The sequence below is a fragment of the Actinoplanes sp. NPDC048967 genome, assembly GCF_040649415.1.
In the GTDB taxonomy this organism is placed as follows: Bacteria; Actinomycetota; Actinomycetes; order Mycobacteriales; family Micromonosporaceae; genus Actinoplanes.
In genome coordinates, this window is record NZ_JBEZFL010000013.1 from 81,698 (window position 1) to 98,526 (window position 16,829).

General features: G+C 72.5%; 18 protein-coding genes and 1 tRNA gene. 5 read left to right on the forward strand and 14 right to left on the reverse strand.

Annotation, left to right across the window (positions count from 1 at the left end):
- The first annotated feature begins 13 nt into the window (after positions 1–13).
- A complete protein-coding gene (locus AB0C12_RS39665) occupies positions 14–958 on the forward strand; it encodes a trypsin-like peptidase domain-containing protein (RefSeq protein WP_360555895.1) in 945 nt (314 codons plus the stop codon).
- A gap of 27 nt (positions 959–985) precedes the next feature.
- On the opposite strand, the gene AB0C12_RS39670 is transcribed toward AB0C12_RS39665, so the two are convergent.
- Positions 986–1,651, reverse strand: a complete 666-nt coding sequence (locus AB0C12_RS39670) for a TetR family transcriptional regulator (protein WP_360555897.1) — start codon at positions 1,649–1,651, stop codon at positions 986–988.
- Between the two features lie 101 nt (positions 1,652–1,752).
- Here AB0C12_RS39670 and AB0C12_RS39675 point away from each other — a divergent pair, with 101 nt between their 5' ends.
- On the forward strand, positions 1,753–2,667 hold the full coding sequence (locus AB0C12_RS39675) for an SDR family NAD(P)-dependent oxidoreductase (RefSeq protein ID WP_360555899.1): 915 nt from the start codon (positions 1,753–1,755) through the stop codon (positions 2,665–2,667).
- A 52-nt stretch (positions 2,668–2,719) separates the two neighbouring features.
- On the opposite strand, the gene AB0C12_RS39680 is transcribed toward AB0C12_RS39675, so the two are convergent.
- Complete coding sequence (locus tag AB0C12_RS39680) at positions 2,720–4,078, reverse strand: cystathionine beta-synthase (RefSeq protein ID WP_360555901.1); 1,359 nt, start codon at positions 4,076–4,078, stop codon at positions 2,720–2,722.
- 49 nt (positions 4,079–4,127) lie between these two features.
- The gene (locus tag AB0C12_RS39685; RefSeq protein ID WP_360555902.1) at positions 4,128–4,484 is read right to left on the reverse strand and encodes a YkvA family protein; all 357 of its coding nucleotides are present in this window, start codon (positions 4,482–4,484) and stop codon (positions 4,128–4,130) included.
- A 238-nt stretch (positions 4,485–4,722) separates the two neighbouring features.
- Here AB0C12_RS39685 and AB0C12_RS39690 point away from each other — a divergent pair, with 238 nt between their 5' ends.
- The 3 genes from AB0C12_RS39690 (at position 4,723) to AB0C12_RS39700 (ending at position 7,919) form a co-directional block, all read left to right on the forward strand.
- Entirely contained in the window at positions 4,723–5,772 is a 1,050-nt protein-coding gene (locus AB0C12_RS39690) for an SGNH/GDSL hydrolase family protein (RefSeq protein ID WP_360556061.1), read from the forward strand.
- Between the two features lie 28 nt (positions 5,773–5,800).
- Positions 5,801–6,607 carry an SGNH/GDSL hydrolase family protein gene (locus tag AB0C12_RS39695; protein WP_360555903.1) on the forward strand — a complete coding sequence of 269 codons (807 nt, stop codon included), beginning with the start codon at positions 5,801–5,803 and terminating at the stop codon, positions 6,605–6,607.
- Between the two features lie 67 nt (positions 6,608–6,674).
- Positions 6,675–7,919, forward strand: coding sequence for an acetyl-CoA C-acetyltransferase (locus AB0C12_RS39700; RefSeq protein ID WP_360555905.1), 1,245 nt, complete (start codon positions 6,675–6,677; stop codon positions 7,917–7,919).
- A gap of 155 nt (positions 7,920–8,074) precedes the next feature.
- Here AB0C12_RS39700 and AB0C12_RS39705 read toward each other — a convergent pair whose 3' ends face one another.
- The 11 genes from AB0C12_RS39705 to AB0C12_RS39755 form a co-directional block, all read right to left on the reverse strand.
- Complete coding sequence (locus tag AB0C12_RS39705) at positions 8,075–8,392, reverse strand: hypothetical protein (protein ID WP_360555906.1); 318 nt, start codon at positions 8,390–8,392, stop codon at positions 8,075–8,077.
- 88 nt (positions 8,393–8,480) lie between these two features.
- On the reverse strand, positions 8,481–9,314 hold the full coding sequence (locus AB0C12_RS39710) for a Bax inhibitor-1/YccA family protein (protein ID WP_360555908.1): 834 nt from the start codon (positions 9,312–9,314) through the stop codon (positions 8,481–8,483).
- Positions 9,315–9,422: 108 nt separating this feature from the next.
- Positions 9,423–9,504, reverse strand: a tRNA-Leu gene (locus tag AB0C12_RS39715).
- Positions 9,505–9,574: 70 nt separating this feature from the next.
- Positions 9,575–10,930 carry an NAD(P)/FAD-dependent oxidoreductase gene (locus tag AB0C12_RS39720; RefSeq protein WP_360555909.1) on the reverse strand — a complete coding sequence of 452 codons (1,356 nt, stop codon included), beginning with the start codon at positions 10,928–10,930 and terminating at the stop codon, positions 9,575–9,577.
- Positions 10,931–11,056: 126 nt separating this feature from the next.
- Complete coding sequence (locus tag AB0C12_RS39725) at positions 11,057–11,620, reverse strand: hypothetical protein (protein ID WP_360555910.1); 564 nt, start codon at positions 11,618–11,620, stop codon at positions 11,057–11,059.
- A gap of 1 nt (position 11,621) precedes the next feature.
- Positions 11,622–12,965 carry a DUF58 domain-containing protein gene (locus AB0C12_RS39730; RefSeq protein ID WP_360556063.1) on the reverse strand — a complete coding sequence of 448 codons (1,344 nt, stop codon included), beginning with the start codon at positions 12,963–12,965 and terminating at the stop codon, positions 11,622–11,624.
- A gap of 20 nt (positions 12,966–12,985) precedes the next feature.
- Entirely contained in the window at positions 12,986–13,996 is a 1,011-nt protein-coding gene (locus AB0C12_RS39735) for a MoxR family ATPase (RefSeq protein WP_360555911.1), read from the reverse strand.
- 13 nt (positions 13,997–14,009) lie between these two features.
- Entirely contained in the window at positions 14,010–14,612 is a 603-nt protein-coding gene (locus AB0C12_RS39740) for a hypothetical protein (protein WP_360555912.1), read from the reverse strand.
- Positions 14,609–15,307 (reverse strand): DUF4129 domain-containing protein, encoded by a 699-nt coding sequence (locus AB0C12_RS39745; RefSeq protein ID WP_360555913.1) that lies wholly within the window; start codon positions 15,305–15,307, stop codon positions 14,609–14,611. The genes AB0C12_RS39740 and AB0C12_RS39745 overlap by 4 nt, the downstream gene beginning before the upstream one ends.
- 52 nt (positions 15,308–15,359) lie before the next feature.
- On the reverse strand, positions 15,360–16,097 hold the full coding sequence (locus tag AB0C12_RS39750) for a uracil-DNA glycosylase (protein ID WP_360555915.1): 738 nt from the start codon (positions 16,095–16,097) through the stop codon (positions 15,360–15,362).
- 70 nt (positions 16,098–16,167) lie between these two features.
- Positions 16,168–16,794 carry a hypothetical protein gene (locus AB0C12_RS39755; protein WP_360555917.1) on the reverse strand — a complete coding sequence of 209 codons (627 nt, stop codon included), beginning with the start codon at positions 16,792–16,794 and terminating at the stop codon, positions 16,168–16,170.
- Positions 16,795–16,829: the final 35 nt, after the last annotated feature.

A 16,829-nucleotide genomic window follows, 5' to 3' on the forward strand; every position in this document is an offset into this window, starting at 1 on the left:
TGTTCTGGACTGCATGGATACCGAACACACGGGTGTCGAAACGGGCGCGCTCGATGCCTACAGCCGTGTCGTGACCGGCGTCGCCGCCCAGTTGCTGCCGTCCGTCGCGGCGCTGTCCGTCCGTACCCCGCGCGGGGCCGGCGCGGGCTCGGCGGTCACCTTCACCGACGACGGATTCCTGCTCACCAATGCCCACGTGGTGGCCGGCGCGACCGGCGGCACCGCCGCCTTCGCCGAGGGCACCGAGACCAAGTTCGACGTGGTCGGCGCCGACGCGCTGTCCGACCTGGCCGTCGTCCGCGTGCACAACCCGGGCGCGCCGGCGGCCCCGCTGGGCGACGCCGACCGGCTGCGGATCGGGCAGCTGGTCGTGGCGGTCGGCAATCCGATGGGCCTGGCCGGCTCGGTCACCGCCGGCGTGGTCTCCGGGCTGGGCCGCTCGCTGCCGGCCCGCGACGGCCGCCGCGTCCGCATCATCGACAACGTCATCCAGACCGACGCGGCGCTCAACCCGGGCAACTCCGGCGGCGCCCTGGCCGACTCCACCGGCACGGTGGTCGGCGTCAACACGGCGGTCGCGGGCTACGGCCTGGGCCTGGCCGTACCGATCAACAAGACCACCCGCCAGATCATCGGCGAGCTGGTGACCACGGGCCGGGTCCGCCGCGCCTGGCTGGGCGTCGCGGGCGTACCGGTGCCGCTGCCCCCGCCGATCGCGGAGCGCCTGGGCCAGAAGCTGGGCCTGCGCGTGGTCGAGGTGGTCCCGGGCAGCCCGGCCGGCACGGCGGGCATCTACCTCGGCGACATCCTGATCACGGCGGGCGGCGAAGCGGTGCAGACGGTCCAGGCCCTGCAACGGCTGATGCTGGGCCCGGCGATCGGCCGGAACCTCCCGATCACTGTCCTGCGGAAGAACGCCTTCGTGGACGTGGTCACCGTCCCCGCTGAGCTCTCCTGATTCGAAGGGTGCTGCCGCGCTCCGGCCTCAGGGGCGCGGCAGCATGCCGACCAGCGACGTGATGATCGCCAGCCGCAGGGCTGTGCGCATGTCGACGTGGTGGACCGCCAGCGCCGGCTCGGACTCGTAGACGGCGAGCAGGCTCGGCGGCGGCGAGGTGTAGGCGGACAGCGCGCCGCCCACGATCAGGAGGTTCAGGCAGAACATCTCGGCCCGGTCGCCGAGCTCGGGCAGGTGCCGCCGGACCAGGCCGCCCATCACCGCGAGGTTGCCCAGCGAGGCCCGCTTGTGCCGGCGGATCACCTCGACCGAGACGTTGTGCTCGAGCACCCCGCCCTGCGCGCCGAAGAGATCACAGAGCACGGTCTGAGCCGCGAGCGACCGGCTGAGCACGTCGGCCGCCTGCTCCGCCCGTTCCACCGCGGACCGGTCCGGGTCGATCCCGCGGGCCAGCTCCGGCTCCAGCTCGGCCAGCCAGGTCGCCGTCCGGTCGTCCATCAGGTCGAGCAGCACCGCCTCGCGGCTCTCGAAATAGCGCAGCACCGCCGTCTTGGCCAGGCCGACCCGCCGGCTCAGCTCGTTGAGGGTCACCTGGGCCACCGGCATCTCGTCGAGCATCGCCGAGGTCGTCTCCAGGATCGCCCGGCGCCGGACCGCACGCTGCTCGTCGCTGCGCGCCCGCTGGAACGTCATGCCGCCAACCCTATCTTAGGTACCGGCGGTCTCTTGACACTGTACCGGCGGTACATTACCGTTCCAGGCATAAGTAACCGGCGGTACATTGGGGAGCAGAGATGAAGTGGACCGAGCAGCAGATGCCGCGCCAGGACGGCCGGGTGGCCGTGATCACCGGGGCCAACACCGGGCTGGGCTTCGAGACCGCCCGGCGGCTCGCCGAGCGCGGGGCGTCGGTGGTGCTGGCCGTGCGGGACACGGAAAAGGGCAAGCTGGCCGCCGCCCGGATCAACGGTGACGTCTCCGTACAGGAATTGGATCTGACCTCGCTGGAATCGGTGCGCGCCGCGGCCGCCGGCCTGCGCGCCACCCACCCGCGGATCGACCTGCTGATCAACAACGCCGGCGTGATGTACACCCCGCGGCAGACCACCCGCGACGGCTTCGAGCTCCAGTTCGGCACCAACCACCTGGGCCACTTCGCGCTCACCGGCCTGGTGCTCGACCTGCTGCTGCCGGTGCCCGGCTCCCGGGTGGTCACGGTCAGCAGCACCGGCCACCGCATCCGCGCCGCCATCCACTTCGACGACCTGCAGTGGGAGCGTTCCTACGCCCGGATCGGCGCCTACGGCCAGTCCAAGCTGGCCAACCTGATGTTCACCTACGAGTTGCAGCGCCGGCTCGCCGCGCACGGCACCACCGTCGCGGTGGCCGCGCACCCCGGCATCTCCAACACCGAACTGGTCCGCAACGTCCCGGCGGCCCTGCGCCGACCGGTCACCTGGCTCGCCCCGCTGCTCAGCCAGCCCGCGACGGCGGGCGCACTGCCCACCCTGCGGGCCGCCACCGACCCGTCCGTCCTCGGCGGGCAGTACTACGGTCCCGACGGCCTGGCCGGAGCCCGGGGCTACCCGGAGCTGGTCACCTCCAGCGCCGAGTCCTACGACCCGGCCCTGCAGCAACGCCTCTGGGCCGTCTCGGAAGACCTCACCGGCGTGCGATTCCCGGTGGGCCGGACAGCCGCCGCGGCGTGACCACGCGAAGATGCCGTCCGGCCCGCACCGGGCCGGACGGCATCGGAGAACCTCAGGAAAGGTGCGCCAGCAGATCCTGGCGCGTCAGCACCCCGGCGGGCTTGCCGTCGACCAGCACCATCGCCGCGTCCGCGTGCTCGAGCAGGGTCACCGCCTCGCTCACCGGCTGGCCGCCCCCGATCATCGGCAGCGGGTCGGCCATGTGCCGCTCGATGGTGTCGTGCAGGTGCGCCTGCCCGGTGAACAGCGCGTCCAGCAGCGCCTTCTCCGCGATCGACCCGGCCACCTCGCCCGTCACCACCGGCGGCTCGGCCTTGAGGACCGGGAGCTGGCTGACGCCGTACTCGCGCATGTAGTCGATCGCGTCGCGGACGGTCTCGGTCGGGTGCACGTGGATCAGCGGGGGCATCTCGCCGCTCTTCGAGCCGAGGGCCGCCGCCACCGTGGCCTCGTCGCCGCCCGTGGTCAGGAAGCCGTAGCGGGCCATCCAGGTGTCATTGAAAATCTTGGAGAGGTAGCCACGGCCGCCGTCCGGGAGCAGGACCACGATCACGTCCTCCGGGGCCGCCCGGCGGGCCACCTCCAGGGCCGCGACCACGGCCATGCCGCAGCTGCCGCCGACCAGCAGGCCCTCCTCGCGGGCCAGGCGCCGGGTCATCTCGAACGAGTCCGAGTCGGAGACCTCGATGATCTCGTCGCAGATGCCCCGGTCGTAGGTCTCCGGCCAGAAGTCCTCCCCGACGCCCTCGACCAGGTAGGGCCGGCCGCTGCCACCGGAGTAGACCGAGCCCTCCGGGTCGGCGCCGATGATGCGCACCGGGCCCTGCTCCTTGAGGTACTTGCCGACGCCGGTGATGGTGCCACCGGTGCCGACACCCGCCACGAAGTGGGTGATCCGGCCGTCGGTCTGCTTCCACAGCTCCGGGCCGGTCTCCTCGTAGTGCGAGCGCGGGTTGGCCGGGTTGCTGTACTGGTCCGGCTTCCACGCGCCGGGGATCTCCCGGGCCAGGCGGTCCGAGACGTTGTAGTAGGAGCGCGGATCCTCCGGGGCCACGGCGGTCGGGCAGACCACCACCTCGGCCCCGTACGCCCGCAGCACGTTCTGCTTGTCCTCGCTGACCTTGTCGGGGCAGACGAAGACACACCGGTAGCCGCGGAGCTGGGCCACCAAGGCCAGCCCCACGCCCGTGTTTCCGCTGGTCGGCTCGACGATGGTGCCGCCCTCGCGGAGCAGGCCGGCCTTCTCGGCGTCCTCCACCATGCGCAGGGCGATGCGGTCCTTCACGGAGCCGCCGGGGTTGAAGTATTCGACCTTGGCAAGGACGGTCGCCGCTATGCCGTCGGTGACGCTGCGCAGCCGTACCAGGGGGGTGTCCCCGATGATGTCGACGACATTGTCGTAGTACCGCACGTCGCTGTGCCCTTCTCCGGTGCTGACCTGGATCTGGCCAGCCTACGGCTCAGCTCACCACGGAACCCGGCAGGACCGCGGCACGCTCCTTCTCCCACTGCAGGAAGCGCTCGGTCTCGCTGAGCACCGAGCCGGCCAGCCAGGTGATCATCACGGCGTCGTCGGCCAGGCCGAAGACCAGCAGGGCCGCCTCCGGCACCGCGTCGATCGGTGAGACCACGTACAGCGTCGCGGCGGTCATCAGGGCCACCCGCAGGCCACCGTCGTACTCGCCCTTGGCGGTCGCCTTGATCATCCGAGGCAGCGCGGCCAGCCGCTGGCCGATCGACGGGCCGCCACGGGCCCCTGCCATCAGCGCCTTCGCGAGCGCCGTGAACGCGGCGGTCCGGCGCAGAGTTCTGGCCATGTCGTCCCCTTTCGCTGTCCTCAGCATGACGGCAACGCGCTATATGTGCCCGCTCGGCGCGGGGTTCAGACAGTTGTCGCACAGGCGAGTTAGCCTCGAAGTCCCCACCATCGCCGGCAGCCGGGTCTCCACCCTCGGCTGACGGGCAGGTTCCCACCGAGCGAGAGCGAGGGAGAGCGTGCGACAGGTGCGCAGTTTGACAGCGGAGGAATGGCAGCGGCTCCGGCTCGCAGGCCAGATCGCGGGCGGTGTGACCGGCGCAGCGGCCGGCCTGACCGTCCTCTCGGCGGGTGTGCTGCTGCGCCAGGCCGCCGACGCCCGCCGGATCATCCCGATGGCCGAGGCACCGCCGCCTCGTGGTGACGGGGTGTACGGCCCCAAGTTTCCCGGCAAGCCGCTGAGCATGGTCATCCTCGGAGACTCCTCCGCGGCCGGGTACGGCGTGCACCGTCCCCGGGAGACCCCCGGCGCCCTGCTCGCCACCGGCGTCTCGCGGCGCCTGCGCCGGCCCGTACGCCTGCACCGCCTCGCCGTGGTCGGCTCGATGTCCTCCGGCCTGCAGTATCAGGTGGACGCCGCGCTGGAGTACGAGCCCGAGGTGGCCGTCATCCTGGTCGGCGCCAACGACGTCACGCACGCCTCGGCCCGTACCGCCGCCGTGCGTCACCTCGCCGACGCCGTGCGGCGGCTGCGCTCGGTCGGCTGCAAAGTGGTCGTCGGCACCTGCCCGGACATCGGCGCGATCCAGCCGATCAAGCCGCCGCTGCGCTGGCTCGCCCGCAAGTGGAGCCGGCAGCTCGCCGCGGCCCAGACCGTCGCCGTGGTCGAGGCCGGCGGCCGGACGGTGTCCATCGGCGACCTGCTGGGCCCGGCGTTCGAGGCCGACCCGGTCCGGATGTTCAGTTCGGACCGCTTCCACCCGTCCGCCGAGGGCTACGCCCGCGCGGCGGCGGTCATGATGCCCACGCTGATGGCGATGCTCGGCGAGGACGACCGGGCCCCGGCCACCGGCACCGACGGCGTGCGCAGCCTGCCCGAGGCGGCCCAGGAGGCGGCCCGCGCGGCCGGCACCGAGGTCGGCCCGGCCAAGGTCGACGGTCGCGAGCGCGGCCCGGCCGGCCGCTGGGCCCAGCTGCGCCGGCACCCGTGGTTCGGCGAGCCGCGGCTGTGGTTCGGGCACCGCGCGGCGGCGTCGTTCGAGGCGGGTCCCGTTCCCGGCGTGTCCGGCCGGTCGGCCGCCGGAGCCGTAGGCTGGACCCCAGCGGATCATCAAACAGCCGTCGACTGACGGAGTTGCACTGCGGCAGGGAGGCGACATGACGGGCCTGGCGGGACGGATCAGCAAAGCGACGGCGACCACGTTGTTCGCCGGGGCTGTCGGCAGCTTCGCCCTGCTCGCGGGCGAGGCCATCGCGGCCCGCACCCGGCGGTACGCGAAGCCCACCATGGGTCTGGCCCTGCGCACCTCGATGGGCCCGTCCGCGGCCCCCACGCTGCGACTGGTCCTGCTCGGCGACTCGGCAGCCATCGGGGTCGGCGTGGAGTGGCTCTCCGAGACGGTCGGCGGCCAGCTGGCCCGGCTGCTCGCCGAGGGCACCCCGGAGACCGGCCAGCGGCACGTGCTGCTGTCCAGCGTCGGCGTGGCCGGTTCCCGCTCGACCGACCTGGCGACCCAGGTGGCCCGGGCCCTGCTCGGTGACCGTCCGGACGTGGCCGTGGTGCTGATCGGGGCCCAGGACGCGACCGGCCTGCGCAGCGCCGAGGAGTCGGCCGCGCACCTCGGTGACGCCGTCCGGCGGCTGCGCGAGGCCGGCGTGCAGGTCGTCGTCGGCACCTGCCCCGATCTGGGCGCCGTCCGCTCGATCGCCCCGCCGTTGCGGCAGCTCACCGGATGGGTGGGCCGCCGGGTCGCGCGGGCCCAGGCGGCCGCGGTGACCGGGGCCGGCGGTGTGGTGGTCGACCTGGCCGAGGAGACGGGTGCGGTGTTCCGGGCCGACGCGGGGACGCTCTGCTACGACGGCTTCCACCCCTCGGCGGACGGCTACCGGGTATGGGCGCACGCGCTCTACCCGGCGGTGCTCGACGCCGCCCAGGCCGCCGGCCGCCGGTCAATCCAGGAGTAAAACCGACATTCTGGTGTGACGAAGTGATGCTTCCGCGTCAAGTTACCGGCGCGTTAACGTTGGCTGCATGCCGGAAGCTGTCATTGTCGCCACCGCCCGCTCCCCCATCGGCCGCGCCGTCAAGGGCTCGCTGAAGGACCTGCGCCCCGACGACCTCGCCGCGACCATCATCGACGCCGCGCTGAGCAAGGTGCCCCAGCTCGACCGCACCCTCATCGAGGATCTCTACCTGGGCTGCGGCCTGCCCGGTGGCGAGCAGGGCTTCAACATGGCCCGCGTGGTCGCCACCCTGCTGGGCCTGGACGGCCTGCCGGGCGCCACGGTGACCCGCTACTGCTCCTCCTCGCTGCAGACCACCCGGATGGCCTTCCACGCCATCAAGGCCGGCGAGGGTGACATCTTCCTGTCGGCCGGTGTCGAGACGGTGTCCCGCTTCGGCCGGGGCAACTCCGACGGCCTGCCGCCGGAGGCCCAGGCGCTGGTCGGCGGCGGCTGGGAGAACCCGAAGTTCGCCGAGGCCCGGGTCCGCACGACCGAGGCGGCGAAGAACGGCGGCGTGTGGCACGACCCGCGCGAGGACGGCAACCTGCCCGACATCTACCTGGGCATGGGCTACACCGCGGAAAACCTGGCCCAGGCGTACGACGTCAGCCGCCAGGACATGGACGAGTTCGGGGTCCGCAGTCAGAACCTGGCCGAGAAGGCGATCGCGAACGGCTTCTGGCAGCGGGAGATCACCCCGGTCACCACCCCCGACGGCAAGGTGGTCTCGGCCGACGACGGTCCCCGCCCCGGCGTCACCATGGAGGCCGTCTCCGGCCTCAAGCCGGTGTTCCGCCCCGACGGCCGGATCACCGCCGGCAACTGCTGCCCGCTCAACGACGGCGCGGCCGCCGTGGTGGTCATGAGCGACACGAAGGCCCGCGAGCTGGGCATCACCCCGCTGGCCCGGATCGTGTCGACCGGCGTCACGGCCCTGTCGCCGGAGATCATGGGTCTGGGCCCGGTCGAGGCGTCCCGGCAGGCGCTCAAGCGGGCCGGGATGACCATCGACGACGTCGACCTGGTGGAGATCAACGAGGCCTTCGCGGCGCAGGTCATCCCGTCGTACCGCGAGCTCGGCATCCCGCTGGAGAAGCTGAACGTCAACGGCGGCGCGATCGCGGTGGGCCACCCGTTCGGCATGACGGGCGCCCGGATCACCGGCACCCTGCTGAACTCCCTGGACTGGCACGACAAGAGCATCGGCCTGGAGACGATGTGCGTCGGCGGCGGCCAGGGCATGGCGATGGTGCTCGAACGCCTCAGCTGAGGTCGTTCCCTGATTTTCCGCCGGGTCCGGCTGCCGTAGGGGGCGGTCGGGCTCGGCGGTTCGCTTTTTGCATGAGCGGCCACCCTCACCCGGCCGGCTGCGTGCTCGCAAGCCCACCGACGGCCGAGCCCGGGATTCGCGGCCGACCGCGGGGATCAGAGCAGATCGCGGGCTTCGGTGACGTCCTTGGTCGCGACCGCGAGAAGGTCGTCGGCCGGGTCGGCGGCGAGCAGGTCGTCGGCCATGACGCGGAGCTGGTCGGGCAGGACCGTGTCGGCCAGGCGAGGGACCGGGCGGTGCCGGCGCTGCTCGGCGTCGGCGCAGGCGTCGGCCAGGCGTTGGACGAGCGTGCGGACGGCCTCGGCCCGGGTGCTCCCGCCGCCGGCCGCCGGGGCGTTCCAGCGGGCGGCCTCCCAGTGGCCGACCTGCGTGATGAGCCTTTGCACCGCGGTCTCGAAGTCTGCTGCACCCACCCGGCGACCCTATCGGCAGACAGGGCAGCGCCCGGTCCGCGGGGAGGCGGACCGGGCGCTGCCGGGTGTGACGTTGTGGTGCGGGCGGCTAGTCGTCGCCTTGCAGGAAGCTCAGCAGGCGCAGAACCTCCAGGTACAGCCAGATGAGGCTGACCAGGATGCCGAACGCCGCCGTCCACGAGTAGCGCTGCGGCAGACCCATCCGCACGCCTTCCTCGACCTCGTTGAAACTGAGGATGAAGCTCAGCGAGGCGACGACGATGCAGATGATGCTGAAGCCGATACCCAGGGCGCCGTTGCTGCGCAGCCCGGTGGTGACGTCGAACAGCGAGAGCACGAAGTTGATCAGCATGACGGCGAACAGGCCGGCCATCACGGCGATCATGCCGCGGACGAACTTCGGCGTGGCCCGGATGACCCGGGCCCGGTAGAGGAACGCCATCAGGAAGAACACGCCGAAGGTGGCGATCACCGCCTGCAGGACGATGCCCTGGAAGCCCGCGATCTCCTGGTAGAACTTGCTGACCAGGCCGACGAACGCGCCCTCGATCACCGCGTACGCCACGACCAGGGCCGGGTTGGCCATCCGGGAGAACGAGATGATCAGGCCCAGCACCAGGCCGACCACCGCGGCTCCGATCCAGGCGGCGCCGAGCAGCGAGTCCGGGATCAGGTTCCACGCCGCGACGGCGGAGACACCGGTGATGCCGAGCAGCGTCACGGTCTTGACGACGACGTCGTCGATCGTCATGGGTCGCACAGCCGGCGGCGAAGCCGGATATCCCGGTGCGCTGGGGTACGGCTGACCGTAACCCGGCTGACCGGCGGCCGGGCCGTACGGTCCGGCCGGGTTGTACCCGGCGGTCCGCTCCCGCTCGGCCGCTTGGCCGAGGCGCGAGAGCACCGGGTTGGAAGTCTTCACTGTGTCCAGCCTCCCTTGAGGTTGAGGCACGTAGGGGCGTGCTGTTCAAGGGTAAGCGCAATACCAGCTGGATGGCGCCCGGCAAAGCTGTGAGCAGGCTGAAAACCGTGCCCGGGGCGGGTCTCGAACCCGCACGCCTTTTGGGCAGCCGCTTTTAAGGCGGCCGTGTCTGCCGTTCCACCACCCGGGCCGATGCGTTGCTGCTCACCGTAGCCGGTCGGGCCCGCCCGGCAGAACGCCGGGACGGGCACAAACCACGCTCAGCGGGACCCGGCGCCCACCGGCTCGGCGCTGCGGTCGTCGCTCAGCGGGGGCGTCACGTGGGTGAACTCCTCGCGCGGGGCGTGCAGCTGGCCGAGCGAGATGACCTCCCGCTTGAGCACGAAGGCCAGCGTCCAGTCGGCCAGCACCCGTACCTTGCGGTTGAACGAGGGGATTCGGCTCATGTGGTACGTGCGGTGCATCATCCAGGCCGGGAAGCCCTTGAGCTTGACGCCGTAGATCTTGGCGACGCCCTTGTACAGGCCCAGGCTGGCGACGCTGCCCGCGTACTTGTGCTGGTAGTCCTTGGGCTGGGCGCCGATGATCACCGCGCGGATGTTGTCGGCCAGCCGGGAGGCCTGCCGGACCGCGTGCTGGGCGCTCGGCGAGCACCAGGCGCCCGGGTTGGTCAGGTCGGGGACCTGCGCGCAGTCGCCGGCCGACCAGGCGCCGTCGAGCACCTTGTCGCCGTCGACCACCTGGAGCATCGTGTTGCAGGTGAGGTGCCCGCGCGGGCCGCGGGGCAGGTCGGTGTGGTCCAGCATGGGCGACGGCTTGACGCCCGCGGTCCAGACGATGGTCTCGGCCCGGAAGGTCTCACCGTCGGAGAGCCGCACCTCGCCGTCGACGCACGAATCCATCCGGGTCTCGAGCCGGATGTCGATGCCGCGCTGCTGCAGCTGGCGGGCCGCGTACGCGCCCATCTCCGGGCCGACCTCGGGCAGGATCCGGTTCGACGCCTCGACCAGCACGAAGCGGACCTCGTCCTGCTCCAGCTCGGGGTAGTACTTCAGGCCGTCGCGGACGACGTCCTCCATCTCGGCGAGCGCCTCCACGCCGGCGTAACCGCCACCGACGAAGACGAAGTTGAGCGACGCCTTGCGCATCCCGGCATCCGGGGTGGTGGCCGCGATGTCCAGCCGGTCCAGGATGTGGTTGCGCAGGTAGATGGCCTCACCGATGGTCTTGAAGCCGATGCCGCGCTCACGCAGGCCGGGGATAGGCAGGGTGCGCGAGACGGAGCCCGGGGCCACGATGATGTGGTCGTACGCGATCTCCTTGACCGGCCCGTCGATCGGCCGCACGGTGACCGTCTTACGAGCGTGCTCGACCTTGGTGACCTCGCCCGAGACGATGTGGCAGCGCTTGAGCTCGCGGCGCAGCGGCACGACCGAGTGGCGCGGTGAGATGTTGCCGGCGGCGGCCTCCGGCAGGAACGGCTGGTACGTCATGTGCGGCTGCGGATCGATGACGATCACCTCAGCCTGCACCGAGTTGAGCTTCCTCGACAGGCGCAGAGCGGCGTACAGCCCCACGTGACCTGCCCCTACGACAACGATCCGCTGCGGTTTCACCCCTCCATCATCCGCATCGGGGTGCCGCCGTGCGCGGTTCTGTGACCAAGCACAACCCCGTTAGTCAAGTGCCGTAACGCACACGTTTCGGTTTCATTTCGCTGCGAACTTACCGTGCGAAGGCCGTCACGGACGGCGCAACAGCCGGCCCAGCAGCAGGGTCACGGCCACCGCCGCGGCCAGTCCGACCAGCGTCGCGATCACGAACGCGCCCCCGGCCAGCTCCGCGGTCAGGCCCAGCGTGATCACGGTGAGCACGGCCGAGATCAGCACGACCAGCAGGGCCCGGGCCAGCCAGCCGGCGACCACGTCCACGTTGACGATCCCGTCGTACGGCAGCACCGCCGCCAGCGCGGCCAGCGTGTGCCCGAGATAGGTCAGGGCGGCGATGCTCAGCACCCGCCACAGCGCGACCCGGGCGTCGTACCAGGTGGTGTCGAGGATCCAGCCGCCCACCACGACCAGCACCGCGAAGGTCACGCCGCGACCGCGCGGGGCGAACGCCGGATAGACGCCGACCAGGGCGAGCAGGACGACGTAGCGGCTCGCGGTCAGCGCGGCCGGCCACGCCACCATCAGCGCGAGCACGAAGACCAGGGCGATCCCGCCGCGGACCAGCAGCGGCAGCGCCGTCGCCCGGGCCACCACGGTCCGGGTGCGTTCGATCCGCCGGGTGATGCCGTCGAGCATGTCAGCGCCCCCGCGGTGCGGAGGCGAGCCTGGACACGTCCCGCAGCACCAGGTCCAGGCTGCCGGCCCCGGCCCAGGTGACCACCGGCACGCCGTGCTCGCGCAACCGGCCCAGGACGTTCTCGCGCTCCATCCGCCACAGCTTGGTGGCGATCGGCGTCCACGGGCTGCGATTGGGCGGCGTGACTCCGACGGGCAGCGTGTCGACCGCGACGGTGAAGCGGCCGGACTGGCTCAGCCCGGCCAGCATGTCGGCCGAGCGCGGGTCGACCAGCGGGGTGAGCACCATGACGAGCGCGTCCGAGGAGACGTGGTGGGCGCCGAACACGTGCTCGTGCGGGCCCTGGTCACCGGTGTCGGCCCGGACGTCGAGCAGCCACTCGAGGACGGTCAGGTACTGCCGGCGTCCGGTGGCAGCTCGCAGCCGCCGGGCCGAGGAGCCGTACTCCATGAGCGAGACACGGTCGCCGCGCTGGAGGTAGTGCTCGGCGATGGCGGCGGCCGCGCGGACCGTCGTGTCGAGCACGGACGCCCGGCCCTTGACGCCGCCGGACGCGCCGGCCTCGCCGAGGACGTCGAGCAGGAGCAGCACCTCGGCGTCCCGGTCGGACAGGGTCGAGGCCACGTGCAGGTCGCGGGTGCGCAGCGAGACGCGCCAGTCGATGCGGCGCAGGCGGTCACCGGGGGCGAACGGCCGTACCCCGGCCAGCTCGCCGCCCTCGCCGGGCCGCCGCGACCGGTGGTTGCCGACCAGGCCGGCCGCCGCCGGCATCGCCTCGGTGGCCGCGAACGGCTCGGTCTCCGGATACACCCGCACCCGCCGGGCCGGCGTCACGACCGGGCGGCAGGCCAGCAGGCCACCGCAGGCGGCGACCCGGGCCGCGGCCGGGCCCACCTCGTGCCGGCCCCAGCGGGTCGCCTCGCCGGGCAGCTCGACGGCGGTCCAGCCGTCGGTCGCGACGGTGATCGCGAACGGCCGGTCGGCGTCGCGCAGCTCCAGCCACGGAGAGGTCCGGGTCCGCACGACCACCAGGTCGTACGGGATGACGTCGGGGTTGGCCACGGTGAGCCCGGCGCCGACGCTGCCGCCCTCGACGATGTGCTCCTCGTTCGCGTCCACCGTGAGCTCAGGCGCGGAGCGCGGCATCCGGCGCAGCCCGATCGCCGCGCCGACGGCGAACGGCGCCGCCAGCAGCACCAGATCGACCCGGCCCAGCGCCACCCCGAGGACCAGCAGCAGCCCGGTCAGCAGGACGGTACGGCCCAGCGCCCGGGTGGGCACCCAGGCGGGCGCCGCCCACCCCTCGTCGGCCGCCGGCCCCTGAGGGGGTACGGCGGCCCGCAACGACGGCGGATCCAAGGCTGTCACTGGCCGGTGTACCCGCCCGCGTACGTCGGCAGGGCACCACTGGCCGGCGCCGGCACCGCCTGCAGCACCTCCTGGACCACGAACGCCGGGTCGACCCGGCGCAGCCACATCTCCGGCCGCAGCGTGATCCGGTGGGCCAGCGCGGGAACCGCCACGTCCTTGACGTCCTCGGGCACCACGTAGTCCCGGCCGGCCATGACCGCCCGGGCCCGGGCCAGCAGGAGCAGCGCCAGCGAGCCCCGCGGCGACGAGCCGACCAGCGCCGAGGCGTGCTCGCGGGTCGCCGAGGTGAGCGCCACGATGTAACGGCCGATCGAGTCCTCGACCACGACCTGCTCCAGCGCGGCCTGCATGGCCATCAGCCGGTGCGCGTCGACCACCGGCGCCAGCTGCGACTCCTCCTGGCGGCGGGACATCCGGCGGCGCAGCACCTCCCACTCCTCGTCCTCGCTGGGGTAGCCGAACGAGACGCGCAGCATGAACCGGTCGAGCTGGGCCTCGGGCAGCGGGTACGTGCCCTCGTACTCGATCGGGTTGGCCGTGGCCAGCACGTGGAAGGGCGGGTCCAGCCGGTAGGTGACGCCCTCGACGGAGACCTGCTTCTCCTGCATGGCCTCCAGCAGGGCGGCCTGGGTCTTCGGCGGCGTCCGGTTGATCTCGTCGGCGAGCAGCATGTTGGTGAAGACCGGGCCGGCCCGGAACGCGAAGTCGCCCTTGCGCTGGTCGTAGAGGAAGGATCCGGTGACGTCCGCGGGCAGCAGGTCGGGGGTGAACTGCAGGCGGCGGAAGTCCAGCCCGAGCGACTGGGCGAAGCAGCGGGCGGTCAGCGTCTTGCCGAGCCCGGGCAGGTCCTCCAGCAGCACGTGGCCGCCGGCCAGGATGCCGGCCAGCACCAGCTCCAGGGACTCGCGCTTGCCGACCACCACGCTGCCGACCGAGTCCAGGACAGCGCCGGCCAGCCTGCCGACCTCGTACGGCGGCAGGGCCTCCACGCTCGCGTCCGTCACCGAACCACCCTTCTCAGATCTTCTCTAGTGCCTCGACGTACGTGGACAGCTCACGGGGCTTCGGCGAGCGCCGGCCCGGCTCGTCCAGAAACTCCCACAGCGGCTCGCCGAGCAGCTCCCGGGCCCGCCGCGGATCCGACGCGCGGGTGAACCCGTGCTTGAGCCGCAGGCGTTCGTCGGCGAGCTCGGCGAACACGGGCAGGACGTTACGCGAGAACCTCTCGAAGTCGTGCTGCGACCACTCCAGCCGTTGCTCCCAGCGCCGTACCGCCGCCCGCAGGGTATCGGTGCCGGCCCATCGGTAGTCACCCTCGTCCTCGCCGCGGCGGGTCGCCGGCCTGGGCAGCGGCGGCGGGGCCACTTCGGACACGGCCAGCATCAGCAGCCGCAGCGCGACGAACGCGGCCACGATCAGCAGGATGGAGACATTGATGCCGCGCGACCGCAGCGCCGCCACGGTGACCACGGTGGCGACCGCGACGAGCAGGAGATTGCGGACGACCCAGCCGACCCGGGACCGCGGTTTCTCGGCCTCCTCCGGCGGGTCGGGCAGCATGACCTCGGCCGGCCGGCTGCCGAACAGGTCCTCGAGCCCGCCGTCCTGCTCGCGGCTCATGAGCTGACCCCGGCGCCGAGGTCGACCCGCAGCCGCTCCAGGGCGGAGCGGGCCTGCTGGCGCATCTGGTCGTCGACGGTGTGGGTGGCGTAGCGGGCCTGGCGGTAGACCGCGGCGAACGGGGTCAGCACGCCGGCGTCGAGGCGCTGCTCGGCCAGCAGCCGGGCGACCAGGTCGGTGGGGCTGTCCCCGGCGTGCCGGGGCGTGCCGGCCGCGGCGGCGGCCTGCTCCAGGCGCACCCAGCAGGCGATCACGGCTCGGCGGGGGTCCCGGTCGGTGTCGGACAGCTCCTGCAGGCCGGCGTCCAGGGCCGCGACCAGGTCCTCGGCGGTGCGCGCCTCCGGCCGGCGCGGCTCCCGGCGGCCCTTGCGGTTGCCGCGGCGGCTCAACGTCTGGCGCAGCAGCGCCCAGACGACCAGGCCGATCACGATGACGCCGACGATGCCGAGGATCACCAGGGCGACGGTGCCGGTCCAGTCGGGCAGGTCACCGCCGGCCTTCGACGGCTCCTGCGAGGGCTCGACGCGGGCTTCCAGCGAGGGCGGCAGCAGCGGTGCGGCCTCGATGCTGGGCGGGGCGTCGGGCTCGAACCTGTCCAGCTGGGGAGCCGAACGGGTGGCCGCCAGCGAGGCGAGAAAGAGCAGCGCGAGGACGGCGGCCAGCGGCCACCAGCGACGCAGTGCGGCGAGATCCAACACTCCCGGCCTTAGGTCGTCCGTGCACGGCGGAAAATCGGCAGAGTCCGCATCATGCCAGGCCCGCCAGGTCTTTGGCACGGCCGAGGACGTCGTCGAGCATGGCGGGGGTGAGCCGGCCGGTGAACGTGTTCTGCTGGGAGACGTGGTAACAGCCCAGCAATTCGGGCACGCCGGGCTGGCTGACCTGGGCGCCGTGGCCGAAGGCGGGACGCGGGACCGGCGGCCGAACGCCATAGACGGCGGTCATCGCGGGCCACCACGCCGCCCAGGCGAAGGCGCCGAGCGCGATGACGACGCGCAGCGTGGGCCGGATCAGATCGAGCTCGCGGTGCAGCCACGGTGCGCAGGTGTCCCGTTCGACCGGCAGCGGCTTGTTGTCCGGCGGGGCGCAGCGGACGGCGGCAAAGATCCGGGTGTGCCGTACCGCCAGGCCGTCGTCGGCCGCGACGCTGGTCGGCTGGTTGGCCAGCCCGGCCCGGTGCAGGGCGGCGAAGAGGACATCGCCGGAACGGTCACCGGTGAAGATGCGGCCGGTGCGGTTGCCACCGTGGGCGGCCGGGGCGAGACCGAGGATGGCGATGCTCGCGTCAGCGGGCCCGAACCCCGGGATCGGGCGGGCCCAGTAGGTCTGGTCGCGGAACGAGGCCCGTTTGACCCGGGCGGCCTCCTCGCGCCAGGCGACCAGGCGCGGGCAGGCGAAGCAATCGGCGACGCCGGCGTCGAGGACCGGCAGGTCGGGCGCGGCGGCCGCGTGCTGGGCGACGTCTTCAGGGGTACGGCTGGGCACGGCTCCAGCACAGCACTGCGCGGGACGGCGGGAGCAGCCGGGGTGGGGCTCCCGCCGTACCGGGGGTGGGTCAGGCCTTCGGGCGCAGGCAGAGCAGGTAGCCCTTGCCGGCGGTGCTGCCGTAGACGAAGTACTCCTCGTTCTCCTTGAAGAACTTCTCGCAGGACTTGCTGCTGGTGTTGCTCTCGCCGTCGACCCGGCCGACCACGGTGAACGCGGCGTCGGCCGAGCTGCAGTCGACGACCTTGGCGTCGGCCTCGGTCTCCTCGTCGACCTTCACGTCCTCGGAGGAGGCGACGCAGTCACCGACGGCGGCGTCCTTGGCCTTGTCGCCGAAGAAGGCTTCGCGAGCCACGGCGATGATGACGAACACCACGATGGCACCGACGATGCGCAGCGCGATCCGGCCGAACGCGCTCTTCTTCTTGGGCTCGGGCGGGAAAGCGGCCGGGCCACCGAAGCCCTGCTGCGCCGGGTCCCCGTAGGGCTGGCCGGGCCCGGGCTGGCCCGGCACGGGCTGGCCACCGGCCGGCGGAGCACCGTAAGGTTCCGGGGCCGGCGGGGCGCCGTAGGGCTGACCCTGGGCCGGCGGCGCGCCGTAGGGCTGACCCTGCGCAGGGGCGTTGCCGAAGCCCTGGTTGGCGGGCGGCGGGAAGCCGTCACCGGCGGAAGGCGGCGGCGCGACCGGGTTGCTCACGATGATTCCTCTCGGGTCCGGCCGAGGGGGTCGGC

Excerpts from the sequence above, each read along its gene's own strand:
- AB0C12_RS39675 (WP_360555899.1), top strand. The coding sequence starts at position 1,753 with ATGAAGTGGACCGAGCAGCAGATGCCGCGCCAGGACGGCCGGGTGGCC.
- AB0C12_RS39700 (WP_360555905.1), top strand. The coding sequence starts at position 6,675 with ATGCCGGAAGCTGTCATTGTCGCCACCGCCCGCTCCCCCATCGGCCGC.
- AB0C12_RS39725 (WP_360555910.1), bottom strand. The coding sequence starts at position 11,620 with ATGCTCGACGGCATCACCCGGCGGATCGAACGCACCCGGACCGTGGTG.
- AB0C12_RS39740 (WP_360555912.1), bottom strand. The coding sequence starts at position 14,612 with ATGAGCCGCGAGCAGGACGGCGGGCTCGAGGACCTGTTCGGCAGCCGG.
- AB0C12_RS39685 (WP_360555902.1), bottom strand. The coding sequence starts at position 4,484 with ATGGCCAGAACTCTGCGCCGGACCGCCGCGTTCACGGCGCTCGCGAAG.
- AB0C12_RS39665 (WP_360555895.1), top strand. The coding sequence starts at position 14 with ATGGATACCGAACACACGGGTGTCGAAACGGGCGCGCTCGATGCCTAC.
- AB0C12_RS39695 (WP_360555903.1), top strand. The coding sequence starts at position 5,801 with ATGACGGGCCTGGCGGGACGGATCAGCAAAGCGACGGCGACCACGTTG.
- AB0C12_RS39670 (WP_360555897.1), bottom strand. The coding sequence starts at position 1,651 with ATGACGTTCCAGCGGGCGCGCAGCGACGAGCAGCGTGCGGTCCGGCGC.